Raw genomic sequence first — 22,372 nt, 5'->3', positions numbered from 1 at the left:
TTAGCTGCTCGTGCTGTTGGTCGTCGCTTCGTCGTTCCAGTTCGTCCCGAGGATGCTGGCGTCGAAGATGTCGACGACGCCGTCGTTGTTCTGGTCGGCCGCATCCGAGTACGCGGCGTCTCCGCGCTGTGCGTTCCAGGCGGTGCCGATGGTCGACGCGTCGAAGATGTCGACGACGCCGTCACCGTTGGCGTCGCCAGCGGTGTACACCTTGAACGTCAATTCGCGGGTGGCGTCCGCGCCGTCGTCGTCGACGGCGACGGTGTAGACCGTCGTCGTGCCGTAGCCGCTGCCGTTCCACGTGTGGAAGTTCGGCGTCGCCGAGAGCGTGTGGAGACAGACGGACTCACAGCTCTCCGAATCGAGTTCGGTACCGTTCGGGTCGTGCAGCGAGACGGTCGTGACGTTCCCGTCAGAGTCGGTCGCCTCGGCACGAACCTTGACCGGCTGTCCCTCGTTCACGACGGTCGAGACGAGCGTCGCGTTGAGCTCCGGTGGGAGATTCACCGGCACGTAGGCCGTGCCGTTGAACCGGCGGTGGGGAACCGCGTTCGCGTTCTCGTCGGAGACCTTCACCGTGGTGAGCGCCAGCGGTGAGTCGACCCCTCGAGTCGCGTTCTCGTCGACGCGGAACGTCACCGATGCGACGACACCAGTCCCTGAGACGGTCGTGCTGGTGTTCTTCCGGCTGATGCCCACGTCGACGGTGCCGTTCGTGTTGTCGATGTCTTCGGAGGCGACGAACGTCTCGGCACCGTCCTTGCTCAGGAACGGCCCTTCGGTCACCTCGGTCGCGTTGAGCAACGTCTCGTTGAACGCGAGGGTGAACTCCTCGCCGTAGACGCCGAGCGTGTTCGTGTCCGAGACGATGTCGACCGTGAACGTCTCACCGGCCTGCACGTCGTTGTTCTCGGGGGCAACGAACACGTCGACCTTCGGCTGTGGCACGTCGACCGGTGCGGTCGGCGTGTTCGAGACGACGTACTCCGTGCCGGCCTCGGTGGCGACGACGTTCCCTTCGAGGGTGAGCGTCGCGTTCCCCTGCTGGGCGCCTTCGAGGTAGACCGCCGCGATGGGCATGTCTCCGGTGTCCGGTGTGTCCATCCCAGCCGCGCGGATGGTGAGCGTCTCCGTCCCGTTCGCGGTCTCGTGGACTGAACTCCGGAGGTCGGGGCTCCCGGCGACGTCGTTGTCGACGATGTCCACCACGCTGGCGTCGTCGAGCGTCACCGTCACGTTCATCGCGCCGACGCCGTCGTCGACGTTCCGCGCGACGAGCGTGTACGCGTTCCGTTCCCCGACGCGCGTCTCCGCGTTCGACGGGACGAGGTCGAGCGTCAGGCTCGGGCGCGTGACGGTGTAGTTGCTGCTGGCTGCAGCCGTGACGTTGTACTCCAGCCCGCGCTCGTCGGCGAGCGTGTCGACGGTCGGGACGAGCGTGCCGTTGCCAGCCTGCGCGCCCTGTACCGTGATGGCAGCGACGACGGGGTCGGTGGTGCCGGTGTCCATGCCGGCCGCGCGCAGCTGCACGCTGCCGTCAGAGCGATACGCGACCTCGGTGAGCTCGGTTCCGGGTGGGAGCCCTGCGTCGACGATCTCGACGTCGGTCGTCGACGGGGCGACCGAGATGTTCAGCGCACCGACTCCAGCGCCGGGGTTCGCGACGCGAACGAGGTAGGTGACGTTCTCACCGACGTCGACCGTTCGGTTTGCCGGCTCCAGATACACCGAGGCGTCGCCGGGCTCCCCCGTCAGGTCGACGGTCGCGTTCGCGCTGTCAGTGATGACGTTGCCGTCGGTGTCGACGTACGGACCGTCTTCCGCACCCTCGGAGTCGACGAAGTCGAACTGCTGGTTGCCGTTCGAGTCCGTGTGCGGCATCGCGATGAGCGTCTGGTTGTACGCGATGGGGTCACCGAGTCGGACGGTGACGTCGCTGTGGTTGCCCGCCGAGAGGTACGGCGAGACGCCGAGTACGGAGTCGAACACTGCCCCGCTCGACAGCGAGTCGTCGCGGACGGTCAGGAACCCGCCATTCGGCAGGTACGCGGCGTCGATGGTCGCATACGTGCCGTTGGTGGTCTGGTCAGCGAAGGTGGCCGACGGCTCCTGACCGACGAGAAGGTCGCTGCTGAAGGCGAAGTAGAAGCCGTCCTCTGCAGTGTCGAACAACACTCCTGCTCGGTAGGTCCCGTCAGAGAGCTCCGAGACGTCCAGGGTACCGTCGAACGTGTCCGCACTCGAATTGTACGAGAGTGAGGAGTCGGCGGCCGTACCATGGACAGTAACGCGCACGGATGAATTCCGGGGGAGGCCGTCGCGAGGGACGGATACCTCGATGGTGCCAGTGGTCCCCGTCTGCCTGACCTCCCCGAGGTATCCGATGGGGTGGATGATGTCCTCGGGCGTCGTCGTGACCTCGGTGGTGTCGTTGACGAACGTCACGGTGTAGTTCGCGTACGGGGCAGTGACGGTCCCCGAGACGTTGCCCGAGACCTCCACGTCGTAGTAGCTCCACGTTCCGTTGTTGACGGTGAGTCTCGGCGACCTGATGGCGCCGCTCCCGTTGTAGATGTCCAGTCCGACTTCGGACATCGCGTCGATGCTGACCGGTTCGGTCGGCGTGACGGTCAGGTTCGCGCCGGTGTTCGTGTTCGTCAGTATCAGATAGTCGCCGCCACTCCCGTCGAGCGTCCGGGATTGGTTGAACACGACGTACGGGGTACTACTCGTGGGGGTACCGTCACCCGAGGACGTCGTCGACACCGACGAGTCGAACGTGACCGACAGTGGACCGGACGCTGTGCTCCCTCCGTCAGAACTCCCGTTGACAACGAGCTCGTTACTCGTGAAGAAGTACGACTCGCCGCTAGTCGTCCGGAACGTCGGATAGACGGAGTACGTCCCGTCCGGCAGTGATGAGGTATCGACAGTTCCGACGAACGCGTCTTCCGTAGCGTTGTAGGTCAGTTGACCGCTCACGTTCTCCTGATACACCGAGTAGTCGACGGTGGTACTCTTGGGGAGGCCATCGCGTGCAAGCGAGACTCGAACCGTCCCGTTCGTCGAGTTCTGCCGGTGATCTTTCGTGTAGTTGTAGGGATGTATTGACTCACCGGTCGTGTCGACCGTCGTGCCGTTGTCGACATACGCGATGGTGAGATTCGAGTACGGACCACGGAACGTTCCCGAGACGTTGCCGCTGACGTTCGCCGTGAAGTAGGTGTTGTTCTCTGGCGTGTGTAACTGGAGCTCTGGCGTCGAGTCGGCAGAACCGTCGCCGAGAACGACGTTCAGCGCAACGTCGTCGTCAGTGGTGACGTTGATGGGACCGGTTGGTTCGACCAGTGTCTGTGCTCCAGACTCGACGTTCGTGACGACCAAGTCGTCGGCTGAATCGAGTGTGATCGACTGGTTGAACGTCACGCCTGGGCGGCGACCCCTTGCGTTCGCATCGCCTTTCCCGAAGATGGTGGTCGAGTGGCTGATGTCGACGGGTCCAGTGCCGCCCCCTCCGCCGCCGGACGAGGTGCCATCGGAACTCCCGCTCCGGTTGACGACGAGGTCACCGTTCGCGCCGAAGTAGAAGCCGTCGTCCGGATGGGTGAAGAACGCGCCACCGGGGTACGTCGATTCGTTGAGCGAGGAGACGTCGAGCGTCCCCTCGAATCGGTCGCTCGTCGCGTTGTACGAGAGCGGGACGTCGACGTTCTCGCCGAACAGGGTGTAGTCCACCTGTGAGTTCGTGGGCAACCCGTCGCGCGCGAACGAGAGCAAGACGGTGCCGGATGTGGAGTTCTGCTGGAACGCCGCGTCGTAGTCGACCGGGTGGATGGCTGCACGCTCGGTCGAGTCGACGGCCGCTCCGTCGTCGACGAACGTGACGGTCAGATTCGAGTACGGCGCCTGGAACGTATTCGCGAAGTCCCCGCTGACCGTGGCGTTGTACGTCGTCGCCGTGTCGTTGTGTTCCAGCTGGATGGTCGGGTCAGTCGACTGGGTGCCGTCTCCTTCGACGACCTCGAGTTCGAGGGCGTCGCCGGCCGAGACGTTGAGTTGCTCGGACGGGACGACGCTGACCGACGTGCCGGTGTCGACGTTCTCGACGACGAACTCGTCGCCTGCCGCGGCGTCGATGGTCCGTGACTGGTTAAAAACGATTTTCGGTTGCCGGCTCTCGCCGTCGGCGCTGACGGCCGTCGCGACGGAGTCGGCGTACGTGACGTTCAGCGGCCCCGTAGCCGGCGTACTCGTCGAAGCCGCGCCGACGGTCCCGAGCGTGACCCCAGCGAACGCCGCACTGAAGACCAGCACGGCGGCCATCGCGGTCGCCGCGAGGGCGAGGGATGTGTTCGTGGATGTGTTCGTCATTCCTCGTACCCTCTACTGGTTCTCGTTCTCGTTCTTCAGCGCCTGCACGTCGGCGACGTTGACCTCGCCGTTACCGTTGAAGTCGTACTTCGCCGGGTCGCTGAACTGGTCCGTCTCCTGGAACAACAGTCGGGCGTCGTCCGCGTCGCGTTCCCCGTCGCCGTCCACGTCCTCGTACAGCCCGTCGCCGTCCGGGTCGGTCGGCGACATCGAGCCCTCCGGCCCGATGTCCGTGTTGATGGTGACGCCGTTGAGCTTCTGCCGGGTCGGCCCCATCGGACCGTGGATCGGCACGTCGACGCTGTTGTAGTAGAACCGCTCGCTCACCCCGTGGAACATCGGGAGGAAGATGACGTCATCCCAGTTGGCTTCCTCCATCGTGACGGCCGCGCTGTCGCGGTTACTCTCGTCGGTCGAGGTTGGCTCGGGATTGTTCAGGATGGTCTCGTACGCGTCCGTCGCGTCCTGCTTCGCCTGTGTGTTCAGGTCGTCCCAGTTCGTGTAGGACATCGGCGAGGAGTTGGCGGTGTCCGTGTTCGGCGGGTAGATGAGCTGGAGTATGTTCTCCGGCGCGGGATAGTCGATGATCCACCCCAGCGTGTAGATGTCGTGGTTGCCCTGCCGCCCCTGTTCGAGCAACTCGCTGAACGTCTGCTGCTCGACCGTGATGTCGATGTAGGCGTCGGTGGCCTTCGTCTGCAGTTCGGTAGCGAAGTCGGACCACGATTCACTGGTGTAGTGCGAGAACGTGATGCTGACTCGGTTGTCCGGGCCGTAGCCCGCGTCCTCCATCACCTGCTGGGCCGAACTCAGGTCGCTCGTCCGCTCGCTGTACGGATAGTTGTTGGTCGCGTGTGAATCGTACTCGCTACTCCCCCCGGGGTAGATGTTCGGCATCGTGAGGTGGTACGCCGGCCGAACACGGTTCTTGTGCGTCGTCGCCGCGACGTCGTCCTGGTCGACCAGGTACGCGATGGCCTGGCGAGCCGCTTTCGGGACGTGTCGCACGTCCATCCCGAGGTAGAACGTCGACAGTTCGGTCACGCGCTGGTACTGTACCGTCTCTTCGTTGTCGAGTGGACCGTACTCCCCCGTGATGCGCCCCTGTGAGTCCGTCGTCGTGTTCGAGACCTTCGACGGGTCGTAGTACTTGGTCGGAATGTCGAACAGCTCGACGTCCTTGTCGTTGATGTCCGCCCACCGGTCGTCTGCGCCCAGTTCGTGCATCCAGTAGAGCCGGTCGACGTTCGGTCCCGAGCCGTGGTAGTCCGCGAAGGCGTTCGCGACGATCTCGACGCCATCGTAGTAGTGGTCGAGTTGGAAGGGTCCCGCACCGATCGGGTTCTCGGTCGCGAACTCGTCGTAGCTCATCTGCCCCGAGTAGCCCTCGATGTCACCGACGATGCCCTCGGGCACGACGGCGAACGCCGAGTACGCGAGCATCTCCTCGGTCGCGTAGAACGGCTGGTCCAGGTCGAACTCAACCGTCGAGGCGTCCGGCGTGCGAACGGCCAGACTCCCGGGCACGTAGTTCCCGTCGCTGTCCCTGTCGTGACTGATTCCGAGTACGTCGAGGATGAACCAGTCCCGGCTGGAGTTCGGCGACTGCGCCAGTCGCTCCCACGAGTACGCCACGTCGCTCGCCGTGACGCTCGTGCCGTCGTGGAACGTCGCCCCCGACTTCAGCGTGATCGTGTACGTCGTGAAGTCGCTACTGACCTCGATGGAGCTCGCCAGCAGGTTCGTGATGTTCGTCGCCGACGCGTTCTCGTAGTTCGTCAGCCCGTCGAACAGCTGCTGGACGATTTCACCGGACTGTGTGTTCACCGACCTGATCGGGTCGAACGTCTCTACGCTCTCGGTGAAGAGGTTCAACGTCCCTCCGCTCGTTTGCGCCGTGCTCGCCGAGCCGGCGCGCGCCTCGTCTTCCGATTGTTCGGTTCGCCCCAGACACCCCGCAACGCTCGCAGCGGCCGCTGCGCCGGTGGCCTTGAGAAAGCCACGGCGGCGAAGCGACTGTCTGTCCCCTGTCATAGGTTCAAGGAGTGATTGAATGGTCTTCTAAAATAGTTTACGACGTGATTAGTCAGTGAGTTTTGACTGTTCACCGGACAATGTCTATATAATGGCCAAAACCAGGAGTCATTGCAGGTTCACTTGGTCGAGATATCGAACTCATCCTACCCTACTGTCTAATCTAATCTGGACATATCTGGAAAGTTATTATTAAATTTCGAATAGATTCACGTGTGGGAAACTGTATACGTTTTCGAGTTCCGTCGGATGATCGGATACGTTCTGGCGGGTCCCCTGACCGGCTGTCACCGGGTCAGCCGTCCGGTGCCCACCGCGCGTCCGCCAGCGTCCGCTGGACGATTTCCTGTCCGACCGCGCCCGCGAGGTGCTCGTAGCCGGCGCGCTCGCTTCTGTCGCTGGCCTCGGCGACGAGCCGCGAGACGATGAACTCGGGCGTGGACTTTCCGAGCTGGCCGAACCGGGGCTGGTAGTCGACCTGGAGTTCGAGCTCTGGCGTGAGCCCTTCGGCGAAGATGCCGTCGACGCGGGCCACGTCTGGGAGCGGTTCGAGGTCCTCTGCGAGGTGGGTGACGAACGCACCGAGCGCCCCGCGTTCGACGGTGAGCGTGACGAGGCCGTGGAGCAGGTCCGCGGCGCTCCCCGGCTCGGTGATGGCCTCGAACTCGTCGACGAGCATCAGCGTTCGGCCCTCCTTCGTCACCGGCGGCACGACCGAGCGGAGCGTCGACTCCAGCACGCCGGCGTTGAACGAGGCGTGGCGGCGGTGGAACACCACGCTGTCGACCAGCCCAACCTCGGCCGCTTCGGCCGGGACGGGCAACCCCAGCATCGCGAGCAGCTGGACCTGACACAGTGTCTCCAGCAGGGTGGTCTTCCCACCCGAGTTCGCCCCGGTGAGGACGGCGACCCGGTCGCCCGTCGGTATCGAATCCAGCGAGTGGTCGCCGATGGCGTAGTCGACGGGCTGGACCGACTCGCTCGTGTCGAGGAGGTCGAGGTTCCGCGCGCCGCGGACGGCGAGCGCGTCGCCGTCGACGATCGTCGGGCGCGTCAGCCCATAGGCGTCGGTGAACCGTGCCAGCGACACCGCGAAGGCGAGGTCGTCGACGACCTCGACGGCACGGTCGACCGCCTCGCGCGAGCGTTCGACCGTCTCGCGGAGGGATTCGGCGACGGCCGTTTCGCGTCCGTCCACCCGTGCGCGGAGGTCGCCCGCGAGCGACCGCAGCGACTCGGTGACGAACGTCTCGGCGTCGACGGCATCGTCCGCGACGCTGTCTCGGAACTCGCTCTCGGGGAGCCCGGCCTCGCGCGCGACGTGCCGGAGGAAGCTATCGCGGAACTCCGAGGCGTCGCGTGCGTCAGCCTTGACCGTCTCCAGAACGCCTGCGGGGTCGGCTGCCATGTCCTCGACCGCCCCGAGTGCGTCGCGCAGGCGGTCGAGGTCGTCGTCCGCGCCCGCACCTAGGCGGTCGCCGCCGAGCGCGCGGAGTGCGACCGCGGCATCGTCGAGCCGCTCGACGTCGAGGTCCACGAGGGGCGCGAACGCCCCCGACTCGACGCCCGTCTCGCGGAGCGCGATAGCGGTCTCGACGGCCGACAGCTCGCCGTGGACACCTTCTCGCTCGGCGAAGGCGTCCAGCACCGCCGAGCGGGTCTCGTCGTCGAGCGCACGCCACGACTCGGTCGCCTCGGCCACGGCATCCAACCGCGATTCGATGGCTTCACGCGAGGTAAGCGGCGTCAGCACGCGCACGCGGTCGGCGGCGTGACGCGTGACTGCGTACTCCTCGGCGAGCGCGAGCAGGTCGCGATACACGTCACGCGCGTCGCCCGTCGCCAGTACGTCGAGGCCGGGCCCACCGTTCGCACGCCGGAGGATGCGCGTGGCGCGCCCCGGCGCGAGCCCCGCGTCGACGAGCGCCCGGGAGTCGGCCGACTCGATGGCCGAAACGGCGGCTTCGACCCCCAGTGCGTCTTCGAGCAGCGTGGCCGTCTTCGGGCCCACTCCCCAGTACTCCTGTAGTCGCATACGGGAGTCTGCCGCCGGACCCTCCTTAGGCGTTTCTCGGCGTCGCTACCGACCGTTGTGTTTGTTCCGTCGTCTCACACAGGTCGCGAAAGCCTCCGTTAGCAAAGGATTTATATGTCGAGTGACTCCACTATAAAAGCGTAATGCCAGGGCCCACACGTCAGCGAGAGCGCGCTGCCGAAACCGAGCAGGAGGAGAAGGAACAGGCCGGCTGTCCGGAGTGCGAGTCCGATTCACTCGTCAAAACGGGTGATGGAGAGCTGATGTGTGACGACTGCGGACTCATCCTCGAGGAGGAGAACATCGACCGGGGGCCGGAGTGGCGCGCGTTCAACCACTCCGAGCGCCAGTCGAAGTCCCGCGTGGGCGCGCCGACCACGCAGACGATGCACGACAAGGGGCTCACCACCCAGATCGACTGGAAGGACAAGGACGCGTACGGTCGCTCGATCTCCTCGGAGAAACGCTCGCAGATGCACCGCCTCCGCAAGTGGCAGGAGCGCATCCGCACCAAGGACGCCGGCGAGCGCAACCTCCAGTTCGCACTCAGCGAGATCGACCGGATGTCTTCCGCGCTGGGCGTGCCGCGCTCGGTCCGCGAGGTCGCCTCCGTCATCTACCGACGTGCACTCAAAGAGGACCTCATCCGCGGCCGCTCCATCGAGGGCGTCGCCACCTCCGCGCTGTACGCCGCCTGCCGGCAGGAAGGCATCCCGCGGTCGCTCGACGAGGTCGCAGAGGTCGCGCGTGTCGAGCAGAAGGAGATCGGTCGCACCTACCGCTACATCGCACAGGAACTTTCGCTCGGGCTCGAACCCGTCGACCCCGTCCAGTACGTCCCGCGCTTCTGCTCGGAGCTCGGGCTGAGTGAGGAGGTCGAACAGAAGACTCGCGAGATCATCCAGGTGACCGCCGAGAAGGGGATGCTCTCCGGGAAGTCCCCGACCGGCTACGCGGCCGCGGCCATCTACGCCGCCTCGCTGCTCTGCAACGAGAAGAAGACACAGCGGGAGGTCGCGGATGTCGCGCAGGTGACCGAGGTCACCATCCGCAACCGGTATCAGGAGCAGATCGAAGCGCTCGACATCCACTGAGCCGCACGCCGCGGTCGCGGTTCCGCTTCTTTCGCTGGCCGCTCCCCGAGCGCCGGCACCCAAAAGCCACCGTTCAAACACGCCCGTAGTGTTATAGTTGTTCAGTCACTCGTACGCCCATGACCGTCTCAGAGACCGGCTCGGCGTCGCTCGATATCGCCACCGAAGACGAGCGCATCGCGGGGCTCGTCGACCTCGTGACCGTCGCCGACTCCACGACCGAGACCATCCCCGTCGAGGCGCCGTTCGACGGTGAGCGCATCGGCGCGATCCCCGCCTGTGGCGAAGCCGACGTCGAACTCGCCGTCGAGCGGGCCCGCGAGGCCCAGCGGTCGTGGGCCGAGCGCGACATCGCCGAACGTGAGGAGGTCCTCAGCCGCTTCCAGGACCTCGTACTCGACCGGCGGAAGGAACTGCTCGACATCATCCAGCTCGAGACCGGGAAGGCCCGCAGGACCGCCTTCGAAGAGGTACAGGTCGTCGCGCTCACCGCCGGCTACTACTCGCACCGTGGCGAGAGATTCCTCGGCCGTGAGAAACGCAAGGGCGTCATGCCCGTCCTGACCGACGTCGAGGTGAACCACGTTCCAGTGGGGGTCGCTGGGCTCATCTCGCCGTGGAACTATCCGTTCGAACTCGCGCTCTCCGACGCGCTGCCCGCGCTCCTGGCTGGCAACGCCGTCGTCATCAAGCCAGCCGAACAGACCTCGTTCATCGCGCTGAAGGGCAAACAGCTCCTCGAGGAGGCCGGCCTCCCCGCCGACCTGTTCCAGATCGTCACCGGCACCGGCCCCGACATCGGCCCGACGCTGACCGAGACCGTCGACTACGTCGGCTTCACCGGCTCGACCGCGACGGGCCGCATCGTCGCCGAACAGGCCGGGCGTAACCTAAAGAAGTGCTCGCTGGAACTCGGAGGGAAGAACCCCGCGCTCGTGTTCCCCGACGCCGACCTCGACCGCACCGTCGAGGGGATGGTGCAGGGCGCGTTCTCGAACACGGGCCAGCTCTGTATCGCCATTGAGCGCTGTTACGTCCACGAGGACATCTTCGACGAGTTCGTCGACCGGTTCGTCGCCGCGACGGAGGAACTGGAGCTGGGTGCGACCTACGACTTTAAACCCGGCGTGGGGTCGCTCGTCTCCGAGGAACAGTTGGAGAAGGTCACGGCCCACGTCGAGGACGCGAAGGCGAGCGGCGCGACGGTCCACGTCGGCGGGGAGGCCCGCCCGGACCTCGGCCCGTACTTCTTCGAGCCGACGGTGCTCACCGACGTCGATCTCGACATGGACCTCTGCTGTGAGGAGACGTTCGGCCCCGTCGTCTCAATCTACCCGTTCTCGACGACGGAGGAGGCCGTCGAGGAGGCGAACGACACCGACTACGGGCTGAACGCCTCGGTCTGGACCTCGGACACGGAGTTCGGTCGCGACGTGGCCCGCCGCATTCGAGCAGGAACGGTCAACGTCAACGAGGCGTACGGCGCGACCTACGCGAGCATCGACGCGCCGATGGGCGGGATGAAGGACTCGGGGATCGGTCGCCGTCACGGGAAGGAAGGACTCCTCAAGTACACCGAGTCACAGAACGTCGCCGTCCAGAAGGGACAGGGGATGGCGCCCCCGGATGGGGTCCCGTTCTGGCTGTACGCGAAGCTCACCTCGGGGGCCCTTCGCCTGTTCGACAAGGTGCCGGGACTGCGGTAAGCCCGGCCCGGCTCCGGCCTCACGAGGTCTCGGTCGTCTCAGTTCCGGTGGCGGTTCCCGTTCCGGTTGCCGTCTCTGTCTCACCACTCGGTGTGCCGGTCTCGGTTTCCGTCGTCGGCGTCTCACCACTCGGCGTCTCGGTCGGTGTCGCCTCCTCGTCCATCAACTGCCCCCTGATCTCGCCGCTCGGGTTGTCGACTGTGTGGACGTTGACGTAGAGAGTCTCCGGCGTCTCGAACAGGGTCGGGTCGACGTCCTCGACCGTCCCTTCGATGACGAGAACGTTGTCCCCGATGATGGAGCGTGGCTGCCCCTCACCCGAGCCGTCGACGTTTCCGGTGTACTCAACCAGCGTGTAGAGAACCGGTCCGTTCTCGTCGGCTGCCCCCTCGTGGATATGTGCCTGCGTGACGTCTTCGATATCGGAAACGCCGATTTCGTAGTCGAGACTGGTGCCGGATAGCGTGAGCACTCCCTCACCCACTGCCTCCGTGTCGACTGGCGGCACCTGGTTCTCGCCGGAGAGATCAACCGTGAATGTCTGCTCTGTGGGCTCCTCAGTGGTCGGGAGCCCCCTGGTCTCGTTCGAGAGGTCGGACCACGCGACCGACCCCTGTTCGACGATGTTCTCGGGCGCTAGCAGCGGGTCGTCGAACACGCGCATTGCTGCCTCGGTTGGCGGGAACTGCGGGAGGTCGAACTCGCCGTTGGACGGTGGTTCCGTGGGTGTTCCCTCGGGCGTTCCTGTCTCGGTCCCTGTGGTGGGGGTACCTGTCGGGGATGGCGTCGTCTCGGTTCCGGTTTCGGTGGCTGTGCCGGTTCTGGCTGCTGTTGTTGTCTCCGTCCCGGTCGCAGTCTCCTCGGGGGTCCCGGTCGCGGGTGGCTCCCCCACCATCACGCGCCCCACCATCCCGAACTCCTCGTGGGGGATGCAGTACATGTCGTAGATGCCGGGCTGGTCGAACCGGTAGAGCCAGTAGGAACCCGTCGCCAGCAACGGCGACGAGTACGGATTTGCTCCGTTGGGGACCCGCAGGGTTCGCTCCAGTTCGGGATGATACGCCGTCACCGTGTGCGCACCGAGCGCGTTGGTGAACCGGACGACGTCCCCGGCCTCCACCGCGAGGCCGACCGGATCGAACAGGAACTCCGGCCGTTCACGGCCTTCGACTGGTCTGATGTCTAGCGTCACCTCGTGGTCCGGATCGACCGGTGGCGACACGTCGCCGCTGGCCGCCGGGAACCCGTACACCGGGTGAATCTCGTCTGTCTGCGTCCCCTCCTGTGACCGTGCTTCGAAGGCGCCGACGGTCGCCACCGCGCCCGTCAACGCTGCCGCACCGAGGAACCGCCGACGGCTGGTCGAAAACAGGGTTCGCTGCTCGTCAGATGGCTGGTTCGACATCGTGAGTCACCTCCTCCACCAGATGCACGGACCTGGGGTTAAACGCGTAAGACCGTTCTAGCAGCGAACAGCGCACTTACCACACGAAACAGCCCGCAGGTGTTCTCTACGCCGTATGACTGCCGAACTTACCACACTAGCGCCCGTACTTACCGCGCTAGCCACCGAACTTACCACAGGGAGGCCTGCCTTACGCGCGACACACGGCGAGCATGTGCGCCGAGTGGTCGACGACACAGCGGTCCTCGCGCAGGACGGCGAGCGTCTCGCGAATCGCCTCGCGGTCCACCGCAGAGAGTGCGTCCTGTCGGTCACGTCGCTGAGAGAACGGTCCTTCGAGTGCGGCGAGCGTCTCGACCGTGAGGCCGCCCGACGCCAGCAACGACTCGAACTCGTCGGCGCGAAACAGGTGCATCTGCTGGACCGTCGGCTCGCGGTCGAACCGCTCTAACAGGTCGGCGTCGTAGTCGCCGGTTCGAACGAGGTCGGGGAGGAGTTCGGTCTCGTCCTCCTCGGGCGGGAGGGTTCCGGCGTGCCGCAGCATCCGGGTGACGCTCGCGAGCAGGCCCATCACCGAGACGACTACCGGGCCGCCAGAGCGGGTGATGCGCTGGAGTTCCGCGGCGCCGTCCCGTCGCTCCTGCTCGTCGAGGACGTGCGACAGCGGGCCGCCGAGACAGAGCGTGGCGGCGAACGCGTCGTCGTCGACCGGGACGTCACGGACGTCGCCCCGTCCGGCGGTGATACGATCGGCGACGCCGTGGTCGGCGGCCTTCTCGCGGGCGAGCGCCAGTTGGGCCTCACTCACGTCGAGCAGCGTCACGTCGTGTCCACGCTCGGCGAGCCAGATGCTGTAGCGGCCGGCGCCCCCACCGACGTCGACCACTGGGCCCGCCTCGGGGAGGTGCTGGTCGAGATACTCGATGGTGACCTCCCACTCCAGTCGGTGGTGGAAGTCGCGGGCCAGCCGCTTCCACTCGCGTTCGCCGTACGCGTCGTAGAACGCTGCCACGTCGAGCGGCGGCGAACCGTCGTCCATACTTCGGGTAGCCGTCGGGACCCTATCAATCCCCTCGGACTGGCAGGCGGCGCTGCTGGACACCCTTTTGTACCTGCCGAGGCGACACCCAGTGTGACCGGCGGCACCTACACGCTGCTCGTCGAACTCCCCGAAGGAACGACCATCGAGGTCGGGGCACTCGGCAGCCACGCGTTTCCCGCGGGCTGGTACGCCTACACCGGGAGTGCGCTCGGTACGGGCGGCTTCTCCCGCGTCGACCGCCACCACGACCTCGCGGCCGGCGACCGCGAGGTTCGCCACTGGCACGTCGACTACCTGCTGGGCCAGCCCGAGACGCGCATCGTCGCCGACGCACGGACGGCGGTCGACGCGGAGTGTCTCGTCGCCGCCGCGCTACCCGATGGCCCTGTCTCCGGCTTCGGTGCGTCGGACTGCGACTGTCGCAGCCACCTCGCCTACGCGAGCGAGCACGACGTGCTTCAGACGGCCGTCCGCGACGCGCACGACCGTGCTGCTCGCGGGTAGCCCCGCCCGGCACGACGCGGCTCACGCACGCCGCGCAGACGCCGTCACGTAGATCCCCGTCAGCACGACCGCACCGCCGAGCACCGTTACGGTCCCCGGCACCTCGCTGAGAATCACCAGCGCGAGGAGCGTACTCCCGACGGGTTCGCCGACGAGCGAGACGCTCACCACGGAGGACTCGACGTGTTCGAGCGCCCAGTTGATGACCGTGTGGCCGAACACACCCGGGCCGATGGCCATCCCGAGGAACAGCAGCCACTCGTGGCCGGGGTAGTCGACGATGGGGTCGCCCAACAGGAGCACGTAGCCGAGCAGGGTGACCGCACAGACAGAGTAGACGACGGTCACGTACGGGAGGAGCGCGACGCGCTGGCGCACCGAACGACCCGCGAGGACGTACGCCCCCGCGAGCACCGCCCCGGCGAGCGCGAGCAGGTTCCCGAGGAGGGGTTCGGGCGCGCTCCCCTGCTCGGCGCCGAGCGACATCAGGCCCGCTCCGGCGAGCGCGACGACGATGCCCGCCACCGTGCGTCTGTCGATCGATTCGTCGAGCAGGAGCGCCGCGCCGACCGCGACGAACGCCGGCTGGGTCGTCACGAGCGTGACGCTCGCGGCCACCGTCGTGCGGTCGACCGACTCGAACCACGAGACGAAGTGTGCGGCGAGTGCGAGCCCCGCGAAGCCTGCGGAGATCGCGTCTCCTCGGCCGAGTTTCGCGAGCGAGGTGCGTTCGCGCCACGCGAGCGGTGCGAGCAACAGGAGGGTGAACGTCACCCGCCAGAACGCCATCGGCCCCTTCGGGGCGTCCGAGAGCCGGATGAGGATGGCGCTCGTCGACACCGCGACGACGGCGACGACCAGCGCGGCCATCGGGGGCGTTCGCGCTTCGAGGCGGGTGAGCAGCGACACAGCGGAGGCACCCGCGCGGCGGCTTTACCGGTGTCGGTTCCGGTCCTCCCCGCTAGTCAGCATCCTCGGGCGTATCGAAGTCGTGGAAGTGCTCGCCCTTCTCCTTCGAGAGAATGTTGAGCGCGGCGGCCGCACCGTCGCCCGCCGAGATGATTGCCTGCCACTCCTCGTCGCGGACCATCGCGCCCGTCGCGTAGGCGTTCGCCACCGAGGTCTCCATCGTCACGTCGACGTCGACGACGTCGCCGTCGAACGCACAGCCGAGTCCCTCCGCGAGGGCGCGTTTCGACCCGGTCGCCAGCACCACGTATCGGGATTCGTACTGGTCGGCGTCGGTCGTGACGTGGAACCCGTCGTCCATCGTCGCCACGTCGGTCACTGCCTCACCCTGGTGGCGCTCGGCACCGAACGACTCGACCTGCGCTCGCCCTGTCTCCAGGAACTCGTCGCCGTCTATCGACTCGAGGCCGAGATAGTTGAACAAGTGGGCGCTGTGGAGCCACGTCTTGTCGGTGTCGAACACCGCCGTGTCGAGACCGTTCTTCGAGGCGAACAGCGCTGCGCTCAGTCCAGCCGCACCGCCACCGACGACGATGACGTCGTACATGTCCACGACGTACGCCAGCGTCGGCCTTAGTACCCGGGCGCTTTCCGAACTATCATGCCCCCCTACCTGGTTGCACGAGTATGGACGACGAGCACGTGGGCGTTCTGCTGGTGTTCGTCTCGGCGGCAGGGTTCGGTACGTTCGCGACGCTCGGTGCGCTCGCCGACGCGGCTGGTCTCTCGCGGCCGACGGTGCTCCTCTTTCGGTTCGGTCTCGCGACCCTGCTCGTGTGGACTGTCCTGGGTGTCCGCGGCGAACTCACGCGGCTCCGTGGCCGTAACCTCGCCGTCGGCCTCGGGCTGGGGGCGTTCGGCTACGCCGCCATCTCGTATCTGTACCTCCTTGGACTGGAGTACATGACCGCGGGGCTGGTCGGCATCGTCCTCTACACCTACCCCGCGTTCGTCGTCGTCATCGCCGCGCTCGTCCTCGACGAGTCTGTGACACGTCTCACGGGCCTCGCCCTAGTACTCGCGCTCGGCGGGGTCGCGCTCATCACCGGGGCGGACCCGGCGGCTGCCGACCCGCGTGGTATCGCGGTGATGCTCGCAGCCGCGCTGCTCTATGCGGGCTACATCACCGTCTCGCGGACGACGCTCGGGGACGTGCGACCGCGAACGCTCTCGGCGCACGTGATGCCCGCCGCCGCAGTGGTGTTCCTCGTCGTCACGACGACGACCGACTCCCTGACGCTCCCGGCGAACGCCTACGAGTGGGGACTCGTGACGGGTATCGCCGTGCTGGCGACCGCCATCCCAATCTTCGCGTTCTTTGCCGGGCTCGAACGGCTCGGTGCCTCGCGCACGAGCATCCTCTCGACGCTCGAACCCGTCGTGACGGTCGCACTCGGCGTCGCCGTCCTCGACGAAAGACTCACCGTGGCCACGGTCGCCGGTGGCGTGCTCGTCCTCGCCGGGGTTCTGCTCGTCCAGCGGCGCTAGTCGCGGGATTCCAGCAGCTGTTTCGTCTTCCGGTGGCGCCCGCGGAACATCGGCTCGAAGCCGAGGTCGCCGAACTGCGCGACGAACTCGCCCAGCTCGCCGAACGGGAGTTCGTACTCGATGCGGTCCGAGACGAGCGTCTCCCCCTCCTCGTCGCCGTCGCCCGCGTAGAACCGGTGGGTGTGCTCCCACGTCGGGAACGGTCCGTCCTCCATCTCGTCGCGGAAGAACGCTTTCCCGTCACCCTCCTCGCGTTCGACGATGACCGAGGTCCACGACTGCCGCGGCCCTACGTCGAACGGGCGCATGCTCATCTCGATGCGGGTGCCCACGTCGAGAATCTCCGGGTCGTCTTCGCCGTCCGGCCCGGTCACGGATTCGATGCGGAGGTTCATGAACGCCGGCGTCACCTCGGTCAGCCCCTCGATACGCGAGTGGAACGCCCACACCTCGTCGAGCGGGGCGTCGACCCACGTCTCTCGGTGGTAGGTTGGCATGTCAGCGCGTAGGGGCGTGGGTCGGAAAACGGTCGTGGTTGCGGCGGTCGGTGGCGTCGACGTGATTGTCGGTGGTCCACTCTCTTCTGCTCACGTACGCTCTGCAGACGACTCGCGCGAGAACTCTGAATCGAAGATGTCCGGCGCACTCCTGGCTGTCGGACGCTGCGAGTTCGCACGGCCACCAACCGAGCGTGCAATAGAGTCTGAGAGCGGGGCAGTCGGGTGCTCGGGGCGAGTCTACTACTCGGGCTGCATTGCCGCTTCGTCACCACCACTCCCGGAGGCCTCGCCGCGTTCGCCGAGTTCCTGGTCGATCATCAGGAGCCCGGGGCCGTCGTCGCCGACGTGCCGGAGCTTGTCGATGATGGCCTGTGCGGTGGCCTCCTCTTCGACCTGCTCGGCGACGAACCACTGGAGCATGTTCTCGGTGGCGTTGTCGTTCTCCTCGCGAGCGAGCGCGACGAGGTCGTCGATCAGGCCGCTGACTTTCACCTCGTGGTCGTACGCGTCCTCGAAGGCGGCCTGCGGGGTCTCCCATTCTGTCTGTGGCGCGTCGATGCCGTCGAGTCGGACCCGTCCATCCCGGTCGAGGACGTAGTCGTAGATGCGCATGGCGTGTGAGTGCTCTTCATCGGCCTGCGCGCGCATCCAGCTCGCGAACCCGGGGAGCCCCTCGTCCTCGAAGTACGCCGCCATCGAGAGGTAGAGATACTCCGCGCGGAGCTCTGCGTTGATCTGGTCGTTCAGCGCGGACTCGAGTGGTTCTTTCAGCATGGCTTACGAATCACCAACCAGACGCATAACCGTTGGGTCACGGCTGGACGCAAGTGTGCTGACTCGTTTTGGCGGTACACTCCTGTCTCCACCGTCGGCGATGCCACGAGTGGCAGGTACCACAACGTCCGCGAGCCTCGTCGCGCAAGAAGTGTGTTATTTCAGGCGCTCCTGCAGGAAACTCGGGTGTGCGGCTTCGACGCCCTCGATGGTGAGAATCTCCTCGGCGATGACCTCCCCGACGGCGTCACCATCGGGCGCTCGGACTTCGGCCATGAGCATGTGGTCACCGGAGGAGGTGAACAGCGACTCGATGGCCGCCAGTTCCTTCAGCGCGCGGGTGGCCTCGACGTAGCGTTCGCTGGCGACCTCGATGCCGACCAGAGCGATCGAGCGCGAGGTGAGTTTCTTGGGGTCGACGTCGGCGGAGTAGCCGACGATGACGCCCTCCGATTCGAGTTTGTCGATGTACTTGCGGACCGTGGGCTTCGAGACGCCCGCCCTGTCGGCGATCTCGGCGTAGGACGCCTGCGCGTCCTCCTCCAGTACGTCGAGGATGCGGTCCTCGGTCGAGTCCGCGCTCATGGAGGTTGATTTGGCGTCGCGGAAAAAATACCTTCCGAAGGAGAAAACGTCCTTGTCGGCTACTTGTGCGGGTCGAGCAGGTCGTACGAGCGTTTGGGTTCGTAGTCTTCGTCGAAGTACTGCTCGGCGACGGGCTTCTCGGGCATCGACCCCTGCGCGATCTTCTCCTCGTGGTACGAGTGGCGGCTCTCGTCGTGGTAGTAGCGGCCGGTGAGCACCTTCCCCTCCCACAGCGCCGACTCGGTCTCGTACATCGCCTCCGACGCCTCGTTGCGGTCGGTGATGTCGAAGTCGTACTCATCGTTCTGCTGGATGTCGATGTACGGGACGTACTGCTTCGCGTCCTTGTTCCACGTCGGGCACTGCGTGAGGAAGTCGACGTGCGAGAAGCCGTCGTGCTGGATGGCCTCGACGAGGATCTCCTTCGCCTGGTTCGGGTTCACGGCGGCGGTCCGGGCGATGTACGACGACCCGGTCGCGAGCGACAGCGAGAGCGGGCGCAGGGGGGCCTTCGCCGACCCCTGCGGCTGGGTCTTCGACTTGTGACCCATCGGACTGGTGGGCGAGGTCTGCCCCTTCGTCAGCCCGAAGATCTCGTTGTTGAACACGATGTAGGTCATGTCGTGGTTCTCCCGGGCGGTGTGCATGAAGTGGTTGCCGCCGATGCCGTAGCCGTCACCGTCGCCGCCCGCCGCGATGACGGTCAGCTCGGGGTTGGCGAGTTTGGCGGCACGCGCGACCGGAAGCGACCGGCCGTGAATCGAGTGGAAGCCGTATGCGTCGAAGTACGACGACAGCTTCCCCGAGCACCCGATACCCGTGACGAGGAGGATCTCCTCGGGGTTCAGGCCGAGTTCGGCAGCGGCGCCCTTCAGCGCCTTCAGGACGCCGAAGTCACCACAGCCCGGACACCACGTCGCCTGCGGTTCGATCTCGGGTGTGAACTCGTTCTGGTCGACCTCTCTGTCTTCACCGATGGCTGAAAATGCACTCATGGTCTAATCACCTGCCGCGGGCTGGAGCCGCGCGGTCGTACGTTCGTACTCGTTGCCGTTCACCGCGGATTCGAACCCGTCGACGATCTCGGCGGGCTCGAAGGGGTTGCCGTTGTACTTGAGGAGACTCGACATCTTCGGGCCGAAGCGGCCGAGTTCACGCTGAACGAGCCCCTTGAACTGCCCGGTCGCGTTCATCTCGACGACCAGACACTGGTCGACGCTCTCGAGGAACTCGGTGACCTCCTGCTCGGGGAACGGCATCAGGTCGGAGACGCCGAGCGCCTTCACGCTGTGGCCGGCCTCGACGAGCCGGTCGGTGGCCTCCTCGACGGTGCCCTGCTGGCTCCCGTACGTCATGATGCCGTAGGTCGTGTCCTCGCCATCAGGCGCGTAGAGCGTCTGGTGGCTCTCCTCGCGGTCGTCGAGTTTCGCGCGGATGGAGTCGAGCTTGCGCATCCGACGGTCCATCTGGGCAATGCGGTTCGTCGGGCTCTCCGAGATGTGGCCCTCCGGGGTGTGTTCGTTCCCCGACGCGAGGAACCGACCGCCCTTCATCCCCGGGAGGGAACGCGGCGAGACGCCGTCCGCCTGGTCGTGGAGGTAGCGCTGGAACGTCCCGGAGGCGTGGTGGGCTGCCTCCGCGAGTTCGTCCTCGGTGAGCGTCGCGCTCATCCCCTCCGTCGGCTCGCGGTCGAAGAACGCCGCCGGAACGTTCCGGAGCTCGCCCGAGAGCTTCTGGTCGTACATGACGATGGCCGGGATGTGGTAGTCGTACGCCAACTCGAACGCCATGCGGGTCTGGTCGTACGCCTCGGCAGCGTCGCCGGGGGCGAACACGACCCGGTTCGAGTCACCCTGACTCGTGTAGAGGACGTGTTCGAGGTCGCCCTGTTCGGGTTTCGTCGGCATCCCCGTCGAGGGGCCCGCCCGCGTGGACTCCACGAGAACGATGGGTGTCTCCGTGATCTCGGCGAGTCCGAGCGGCTCGGACATGAGGGCGAACCCGCCACCGGAGGAGCCGGACATCGCCTTCGCGCCGGCGTGCGAGGCACCCAGCGCGAGGGCCGCCGCGGCGATCTCGTCTTCCACCTGTTCGGCGACGCCTTCGAACTCCTGGAGGTGCTGGGTCATCAGCGTGAACACCTCGGTCCACGGCGTCATGGGGTAGCCGGCGATGAACCGACAGCCCTCGTCGAGTGCGCCGAACGTGATACTGTTCGACCCCGAGACGAGCACCTGCTCTTCCTCGTGTTCGCCCGTGGGCACCGAGATGTCGTGCGTGTGGTCGTCCATCTCGGAGACCTGTTCGTAGGCGTCCCGCAGGACCTCGAGGTTCGGCTCGAAGATGTCCTGGGGCATCCGCTCCTCCATCAGCTCCTCGAAGTACGAGAGCTCCATCCCGATGAGCGCGGCGGTCGCGCCGACACCCGCGGTGTTGCGCATGACCTCACGACCGTGTTCCTTGGCGATGCCGCGGAGGTCGAGCGGGTAGACGTGCCAGTCGTTCGCCTCGACGCGCTCCTCGAAGTCCTCGGGGAGGTCGTCCTCCTCGAGGAGGCCCTCGTCGTAGACGATGATGCCGCCCTCGCGGAGTTCGTCCAGGTTCTCGACCAGCGGTTTTACCTCCTCGTTGCCGTAGTAGGCGTCTTCCTTCGGGTTCCGGGCGAAGGAGTCACCGAGCGAGAGGAGGAAGTTGTAGCCGTCGCCGCGTGACTTGACGGGCTCGTCGGAGGCGCGTACCTCGACGTACGTGTGGCCGCCGCGGATGCGGGAGGGATAGTGGCGATGCGTGAACACGTGGAGGCCCGCTCGCATCAGGGCTTTCGTGAAGTTCTGGCTCGTCGAGTCGATCCCGTCACCGGAACCGCCAGCGACTCGCCAGATGAGTTCGTCCTGTGTCATGATAGCACCGGCGTCGTCCGGACGCCATTACCAGAGATTGCTCGCCCCCGACCAAAAGAGTTTGTGAGATGTTCGCATGGAATAATCATGATGAAGGGATATTAATTGATACAAACATCGCCGTTCACGGGCGAGTTGTCGAGGGATTTTGATGGTTCTTCACCCCCCGTGAACACGGCAATGGGCGGATAGGTCGCCGTTGGTTATATACGTGATAATGGCGTTTCCGAGACTGAACCGAATGTCCCTCACCGAACTCATCGAGGGGGTCGAAGCACACGAGAAGACCCTCCGCGTGTTCAACGCCGACCCCGAGGTCGTCGACACGCTCCGGGTCCAGTTCGGGGATCGGAACCTCACCGTCGTCGGTGAGTCCACCCCGTCGGGCCAGCCCTCCGCGTTCGTGGTCCTCTCGCAGGACGACGAGTTCGTCACCGCCGCGAGCGTCGCCGAGGTACTGGTCGACGACGCCGAGGCGGACCCCGGGTTCAGCGCCGACTCCTACCGCCCCATCCTCGACCACCTCGACGAGACGTTGTTCACCTCCTACGACACCCAGCAGATGATCTCCGCCTCCCGCGAAATCGAGGACCGGGCGTGGCGGCTCGGGAAGGGTGAACTCCACGCCGGCTTCCAGAAACTCTCCATCCTCGCGCCGCAGATGGACGTGTACGAGCGCCTCGCCGAGAAGGAGGGGCTCGACGTCCACGCGTACGCCGCGCCCGACGCGGACGTGCCTCGCCACGACACCGACATGACCATCCACGTCGAGCGCTCCGACGAGATCCGCCGCTCGTGGTTCGTCGTCTACGACGGTGGAGGTGTCGACGTCAACAAGTGCGCGCTGCTCGCCGAGGAGCGAGAATCCCGCGCGTTCTACGGCTTCTGGACGTACGACCCCGACACCGTCGACTGGCTCGTCGACTACCTCGGGAAGGCGTACGGGCTGGTCGAACAGTAGTCCC

General features: G+C 66.0%; 17 protein-coding genes. 5 read left to right on the top strand and 12 right to left on the bottom strand.

Annotated elements, in window-relative coordinates:
- From NL126_RS18675 to NL126_RS18665, 3 genes are all read right to left on the bottom strand, one after another.
- Positions 1-4,371: a DUF7282 domain-containing protein gene (locus NL126_RS18675; RefSeq protein WP_255196396.1), complete on the bottom strand. Its 4,371-nt coding sequence runs from the start codon at positions 4,369-4,371 to the stop codon at positions 1-3.
- 12 nt (positions 4,372-4,383) lie between these two features.
- Positions 4,384-6,405, bottom strand: a complete 2,022-nt coding sequence (locus tag NL126_RS18670) for an ABC transporter substrate-binding protein (protein ID WP_255196395.1) — start codon at positions 6,403-6,405, stop codon at positions 4,384-4,386.
- A gap of 295 nt (positions 6,406-6,700) precedes the next feature.
- A complete protein-coding gene (locus tag NL126_RS18665; RefSeq protein ID WP_255196394.1) occupies positions 6,701-8,440 on the bottom strand; it encodes a MutS-related protein in 1,740 nt (579 codons plus the stop codon).
- A 143-nt stretch (positions 8,441-8,583) separates the two neighbouring features.
- On the opposite strand from NL126_RS18665, the gene NL126_RS18660 reads away from it, so the two are divergent.
- Together NL126_RS18660 and NL126_RS18655 are read left to right on the top strand one after the other, a co-directional pair.
- Positions 8,584-9,534, top strand: coding sequence for a transcription initiation factor IIB (locus NL126_RS18660; protein ID WP_255196393.1), 951 nt, complete (start codon positions 8,584-8,586; stop codon positions 9,532-9,534).
- Between the two features lie 119 nt (positions 9,535-9,653).
- Entirely contained in the window at positions 9,654-11,240 is a 1,587-nt protein-coding gene (locus NL126_RS18655) for a succinic semialdehyde dehydrogenase (RefSeq protein WP_255196392.1), read from the top strand.
- Positions 11,241-11,259: 19 nt separating this feature from the next.
- On the opposite strand, the gene NL126_RS18650 is transcribed toward NL126_RS18655, so the two are convergent.
- Both NL126_RS18650 and NL126_RS18645 read right to left on the bottom strand, forming a co-directional pair.
- A complete protein-coding gene (locus tag NL126_RS18650; protein WP_255196391.1) occupies positions 11,260-12,645 on the bottom strand; it encodes a CHRD domain-containing protein in 1,386 nt (461 codons plus the stop codon).
- A 190-nt stretch (positions 12,646-12,835) separates the two neighbouring features.
- Positions 12,836-13,684, bottom strand: coding sequence for a class I SAM-dependent methyltransferase (locus tag NL126_RS18645; protein ID WP_255196390.1), 849 nt, complete (start codon positions 13,682-13,684; stop codon positions 12,836-12,838).
- Between the two features lie 93 nt (positions 13,685-13,777).
- Between NL126_RS18645 and NL126_RS18640 the strand changes: the two genes are divergently transcribed.
- The gene (locus NL126_RS18640; protein ID WP_255196389.1) at positions 13,778-14,191 is read left to right on the top strand and encodes a GIY-YIG nuclease family protein; all 414 of its coding nucleotides are present in this window, start codon (positions 13,778-13,780) and stop codon (positions 14,189-14,191) included.
- Positions 14,192-14,212: 21 nt separating this feature from the next.
- On the opposite strand, the gene NL126_RS18635 is transcribed toward NL126_RS18640, so the two are convergent.
- Positions 14,213-15,061, bottom strand: coding sequence for a DMT family transporter (locus tag NL126_RS18635; RefSeq protein ID WP_255198870.1), 849 nt, complete (start codon positions 15,059-15,061; stop codon positions 14,213-14,215).
- A 91-nt stretch (positions 15,062-15,152) separates the two neighbouring features.
- Positions 15,153-15,707 (bottom strand): FAD-dependent oxidoreductase, encoded by a 555-nt coding sequence (locus NL126_RS18630; protein WP_255196388.1) that lies wholly within the window; start codon positions 15,705-15,707, stop codon positions 15,153-15,155.
- A gap of 80 nt (positions 15,708-15,787) precedes the next feature.
- On the opposite strand from NL126_RS18630, the gene NL126_RS18625 reads away from it, so the two are divergent.
- On the top strand, positions 15,788-16,648 hold the full coding sequence (locus NL126_RS18625) for a DMT family transporter (protein ID WP_255196387.1): 861 nt from the start codon (positions 15,788-15,790) through the stop codon (positions 16,646-16,648).
- On the opposite strand, the gene NL126_RS18620 is transcribed toward NL126_RS18625, so the two are convergent.
- The 5 genes from NL126_RS18620 to NL126_RS18600 all read right to left on the bottom strand — a co-directional run bounded on the left by NL126_RS18620 (position 16,645) and on the right by NL126_RS18600 (position 21,407).
- Positions 16,645-17,145, bottom strand: coding sequence for an SRPBCC family protein (locus NL126_RS18620; RefSeq protein WP_255196386.1), 501 nt, complete (start codon positions 17,143-17,145; stop codon positions 16,645-16,647). The two genes, NL126_RS18625 and NL126_RS18620, sit on opposite strands and share 4 nt — an antisense overlap.
- Before the next feature lie 243 nt (positions 17,146-17,388).
- Positions 17,389-17,922, bottom strand: a complete 534-nt coding sequence (locus NL126_RS18615; RefSeq protein WP_255196385.1) for a ferritin — start codon at positions 17,920-17,922, stop codon at positions 17,389-17,391.
- Positions 17,923-18,078: 156 nt separating this feature from the next.
- Positions 18,079-18,507: an HTH-type transcriptional regulator LrpA1 gene (gene lrpA1, locus NL126_RS18610; RefSeq protein ID WP_255196384.1), complete on the bottom strand. Its 429-nt coding sequence runs from the start codon at positions 18,505-18,507 to the stop codon at positions 18,079-18,081.
- Positions 18,508-18,566: 59 nt separating this feature from the next.
- Positions 18,567-19,502 (bottom strand): thiamine pyrophosphate-dependent enzyme, encoded by a 936-nt coding sequence (locus NL126_RS18605; protein WP_255196383.1) that lies wholly within the window; start codon positions 19,500-19,502, stop codon positions 18,567-18,569.
- Positions 19,503-19,505: 3 nt separating this feature from the next.
- Entirely contained in the window at positions 19,506-21,407 is a 1,902-nt protein-coding gene (locus tag NL126_RS18600; RefSeq protein WP_255196382.1) for a 2-oxoacid:acceptor oxidoreductase subunit alpha, read from the bottom strand.
- Between the two features lie 241 nt (positions 21,408-21,648).
- On the opposite strand from NL126_RS18600, the gene NL126_RS18595 reads away from it, so the two are divergent.
- Positions 21,649-22,368, top strand: coding sequence for a DICT sensory domain-containing protein (locus tag NL126_RS18595; protein WP_255196381.1), 720 nt, complete (start codon positions 21,649-21,651; stop codon positions 22,366-22,368).
- The last annotated feature ends 4 nt before the right edge of the window (positions 22,369-22,372 follow it).

The sequence above is a fragment of the Halorarius litoreus genome, from assembly GCF_024362405.1.
Taxonomy (GTDB): Archaea; Halobacteriota; Halobacteria; order Halobacteriales; family Haloarculaceae; genus Halorarius; species Halorarius litoreus.
Note: the sequence above shows the minus strand (reverse complement) of the source record. Positions and strands in the feature narration are given on the sequence as shown.

Coding starts and splice junctions, on each gene's coding strand:
- NL126_RS18615 (WP_255196385.1), bottom strand. CDS start 17,922: ATGCTGAAAGAACCACTCGAGTCCGCGCTGAACGACCAGATCAACGCA.
- NL126_RS18595 (WP_255196381.1), top strand. CDS start 21,649: ATGTCCCTCACCGAACTCATCGAGGGGGTCGAAGCACACGAGAAGACC.
- NL126_RS18675 (WP_255196396.1), bottom strand. CDS start 4,371: ATGACGAACACATCCACGAACACATCCCTCGCCCTCGCGGCGACCGCG.
- NL126_RS18670 (WP_255196395.1), bottom strand. CDS start 6,405: ATGACAGGGGACAGACAGTCGCTTCGCCGCCGTGGCTTTCTCAAGGCC.
- NL126_RS18650 (WP_255196391.1), bottom strand. CDS start 12,645: ATGTCGAACCAGCCATCTGACGAGCAGCGAACCCTGTTTTCGACCAGC.
- NL126_RS18620 (WP_255196386.1), bottom strand. CDS start 17,145: ATGCCAACCTACCACCGAGAGACGTGGGTCGACGCCCCGCTCGACGAG.
- lrpA1 (WP_255196384.1), bottom strand. CDS start 18,507: ATGAGCGCGGACTCGACCGAGGACCGCATCCTCGACGTACTGGAGGAG.
- NL126_RS18645 (WP_255196390.1), bottom strand. CDS start 13,684: ATGGACGACGGTTCGCCGCCGCTCGACGTGGCAGCGTTCTACGACGCG.
- NL126_RS18625 (WP_255196387.1), top strand. CDS start 15,788: ATGGACGACGAGCACGTGGGCGTTCTGCTGGTGTTCGTCTCGGCGGCA.
- NL126_RS18605 (WP_255196383.1), bottom strand. CDS start 19,502: ATGAGTGCATTTTCAGCCATCGGTGAAGACAGAGAGGTCGACCAGAAC.
- NL126_RS18655 (WP_255196392.1), top strand. CDS start 9,654: ATGACCGTCTCAGAGACCGGCTCGGCGTCGCTCGATATCGCCACCGAA.
- NL126_RS18635 (WP_255198870.1), bottom strand. CDS start 15,061: ATGGCCGCGCTGGTCGTCGCCGTCGTCGCGGTGTCGACGAGCGCCATC.
- NL126_RS18630 (WP_255196388.1), bottom strand. CDS start 15,707: ATGTACGACGTCATCGTCGTCGGTGGCGGTGCGGCTGGACTGAGCGCA.
- NL126_RS18600 (WP_255196382.1), bottom strand. CDS start 21,407: ATGACACAGGACGAACTCATCTGGCGAGTCGCTGGCGGTTCCGGTGAC.
- NL126_RS18660 (WP_255196393.1), top strand. CDS start 8,584: ATGCCAGGGCCCACACGTCAGCGAGAGCGCGCTGCCGAAACCGAGCAG.
- NL126_RS18665 (WP_255196394.1), bottom strand. CDS start 8,440: ATGCGACTACAGGAGTACTGGGGAGTGGGCCCGAAGACGGCCACGCTG.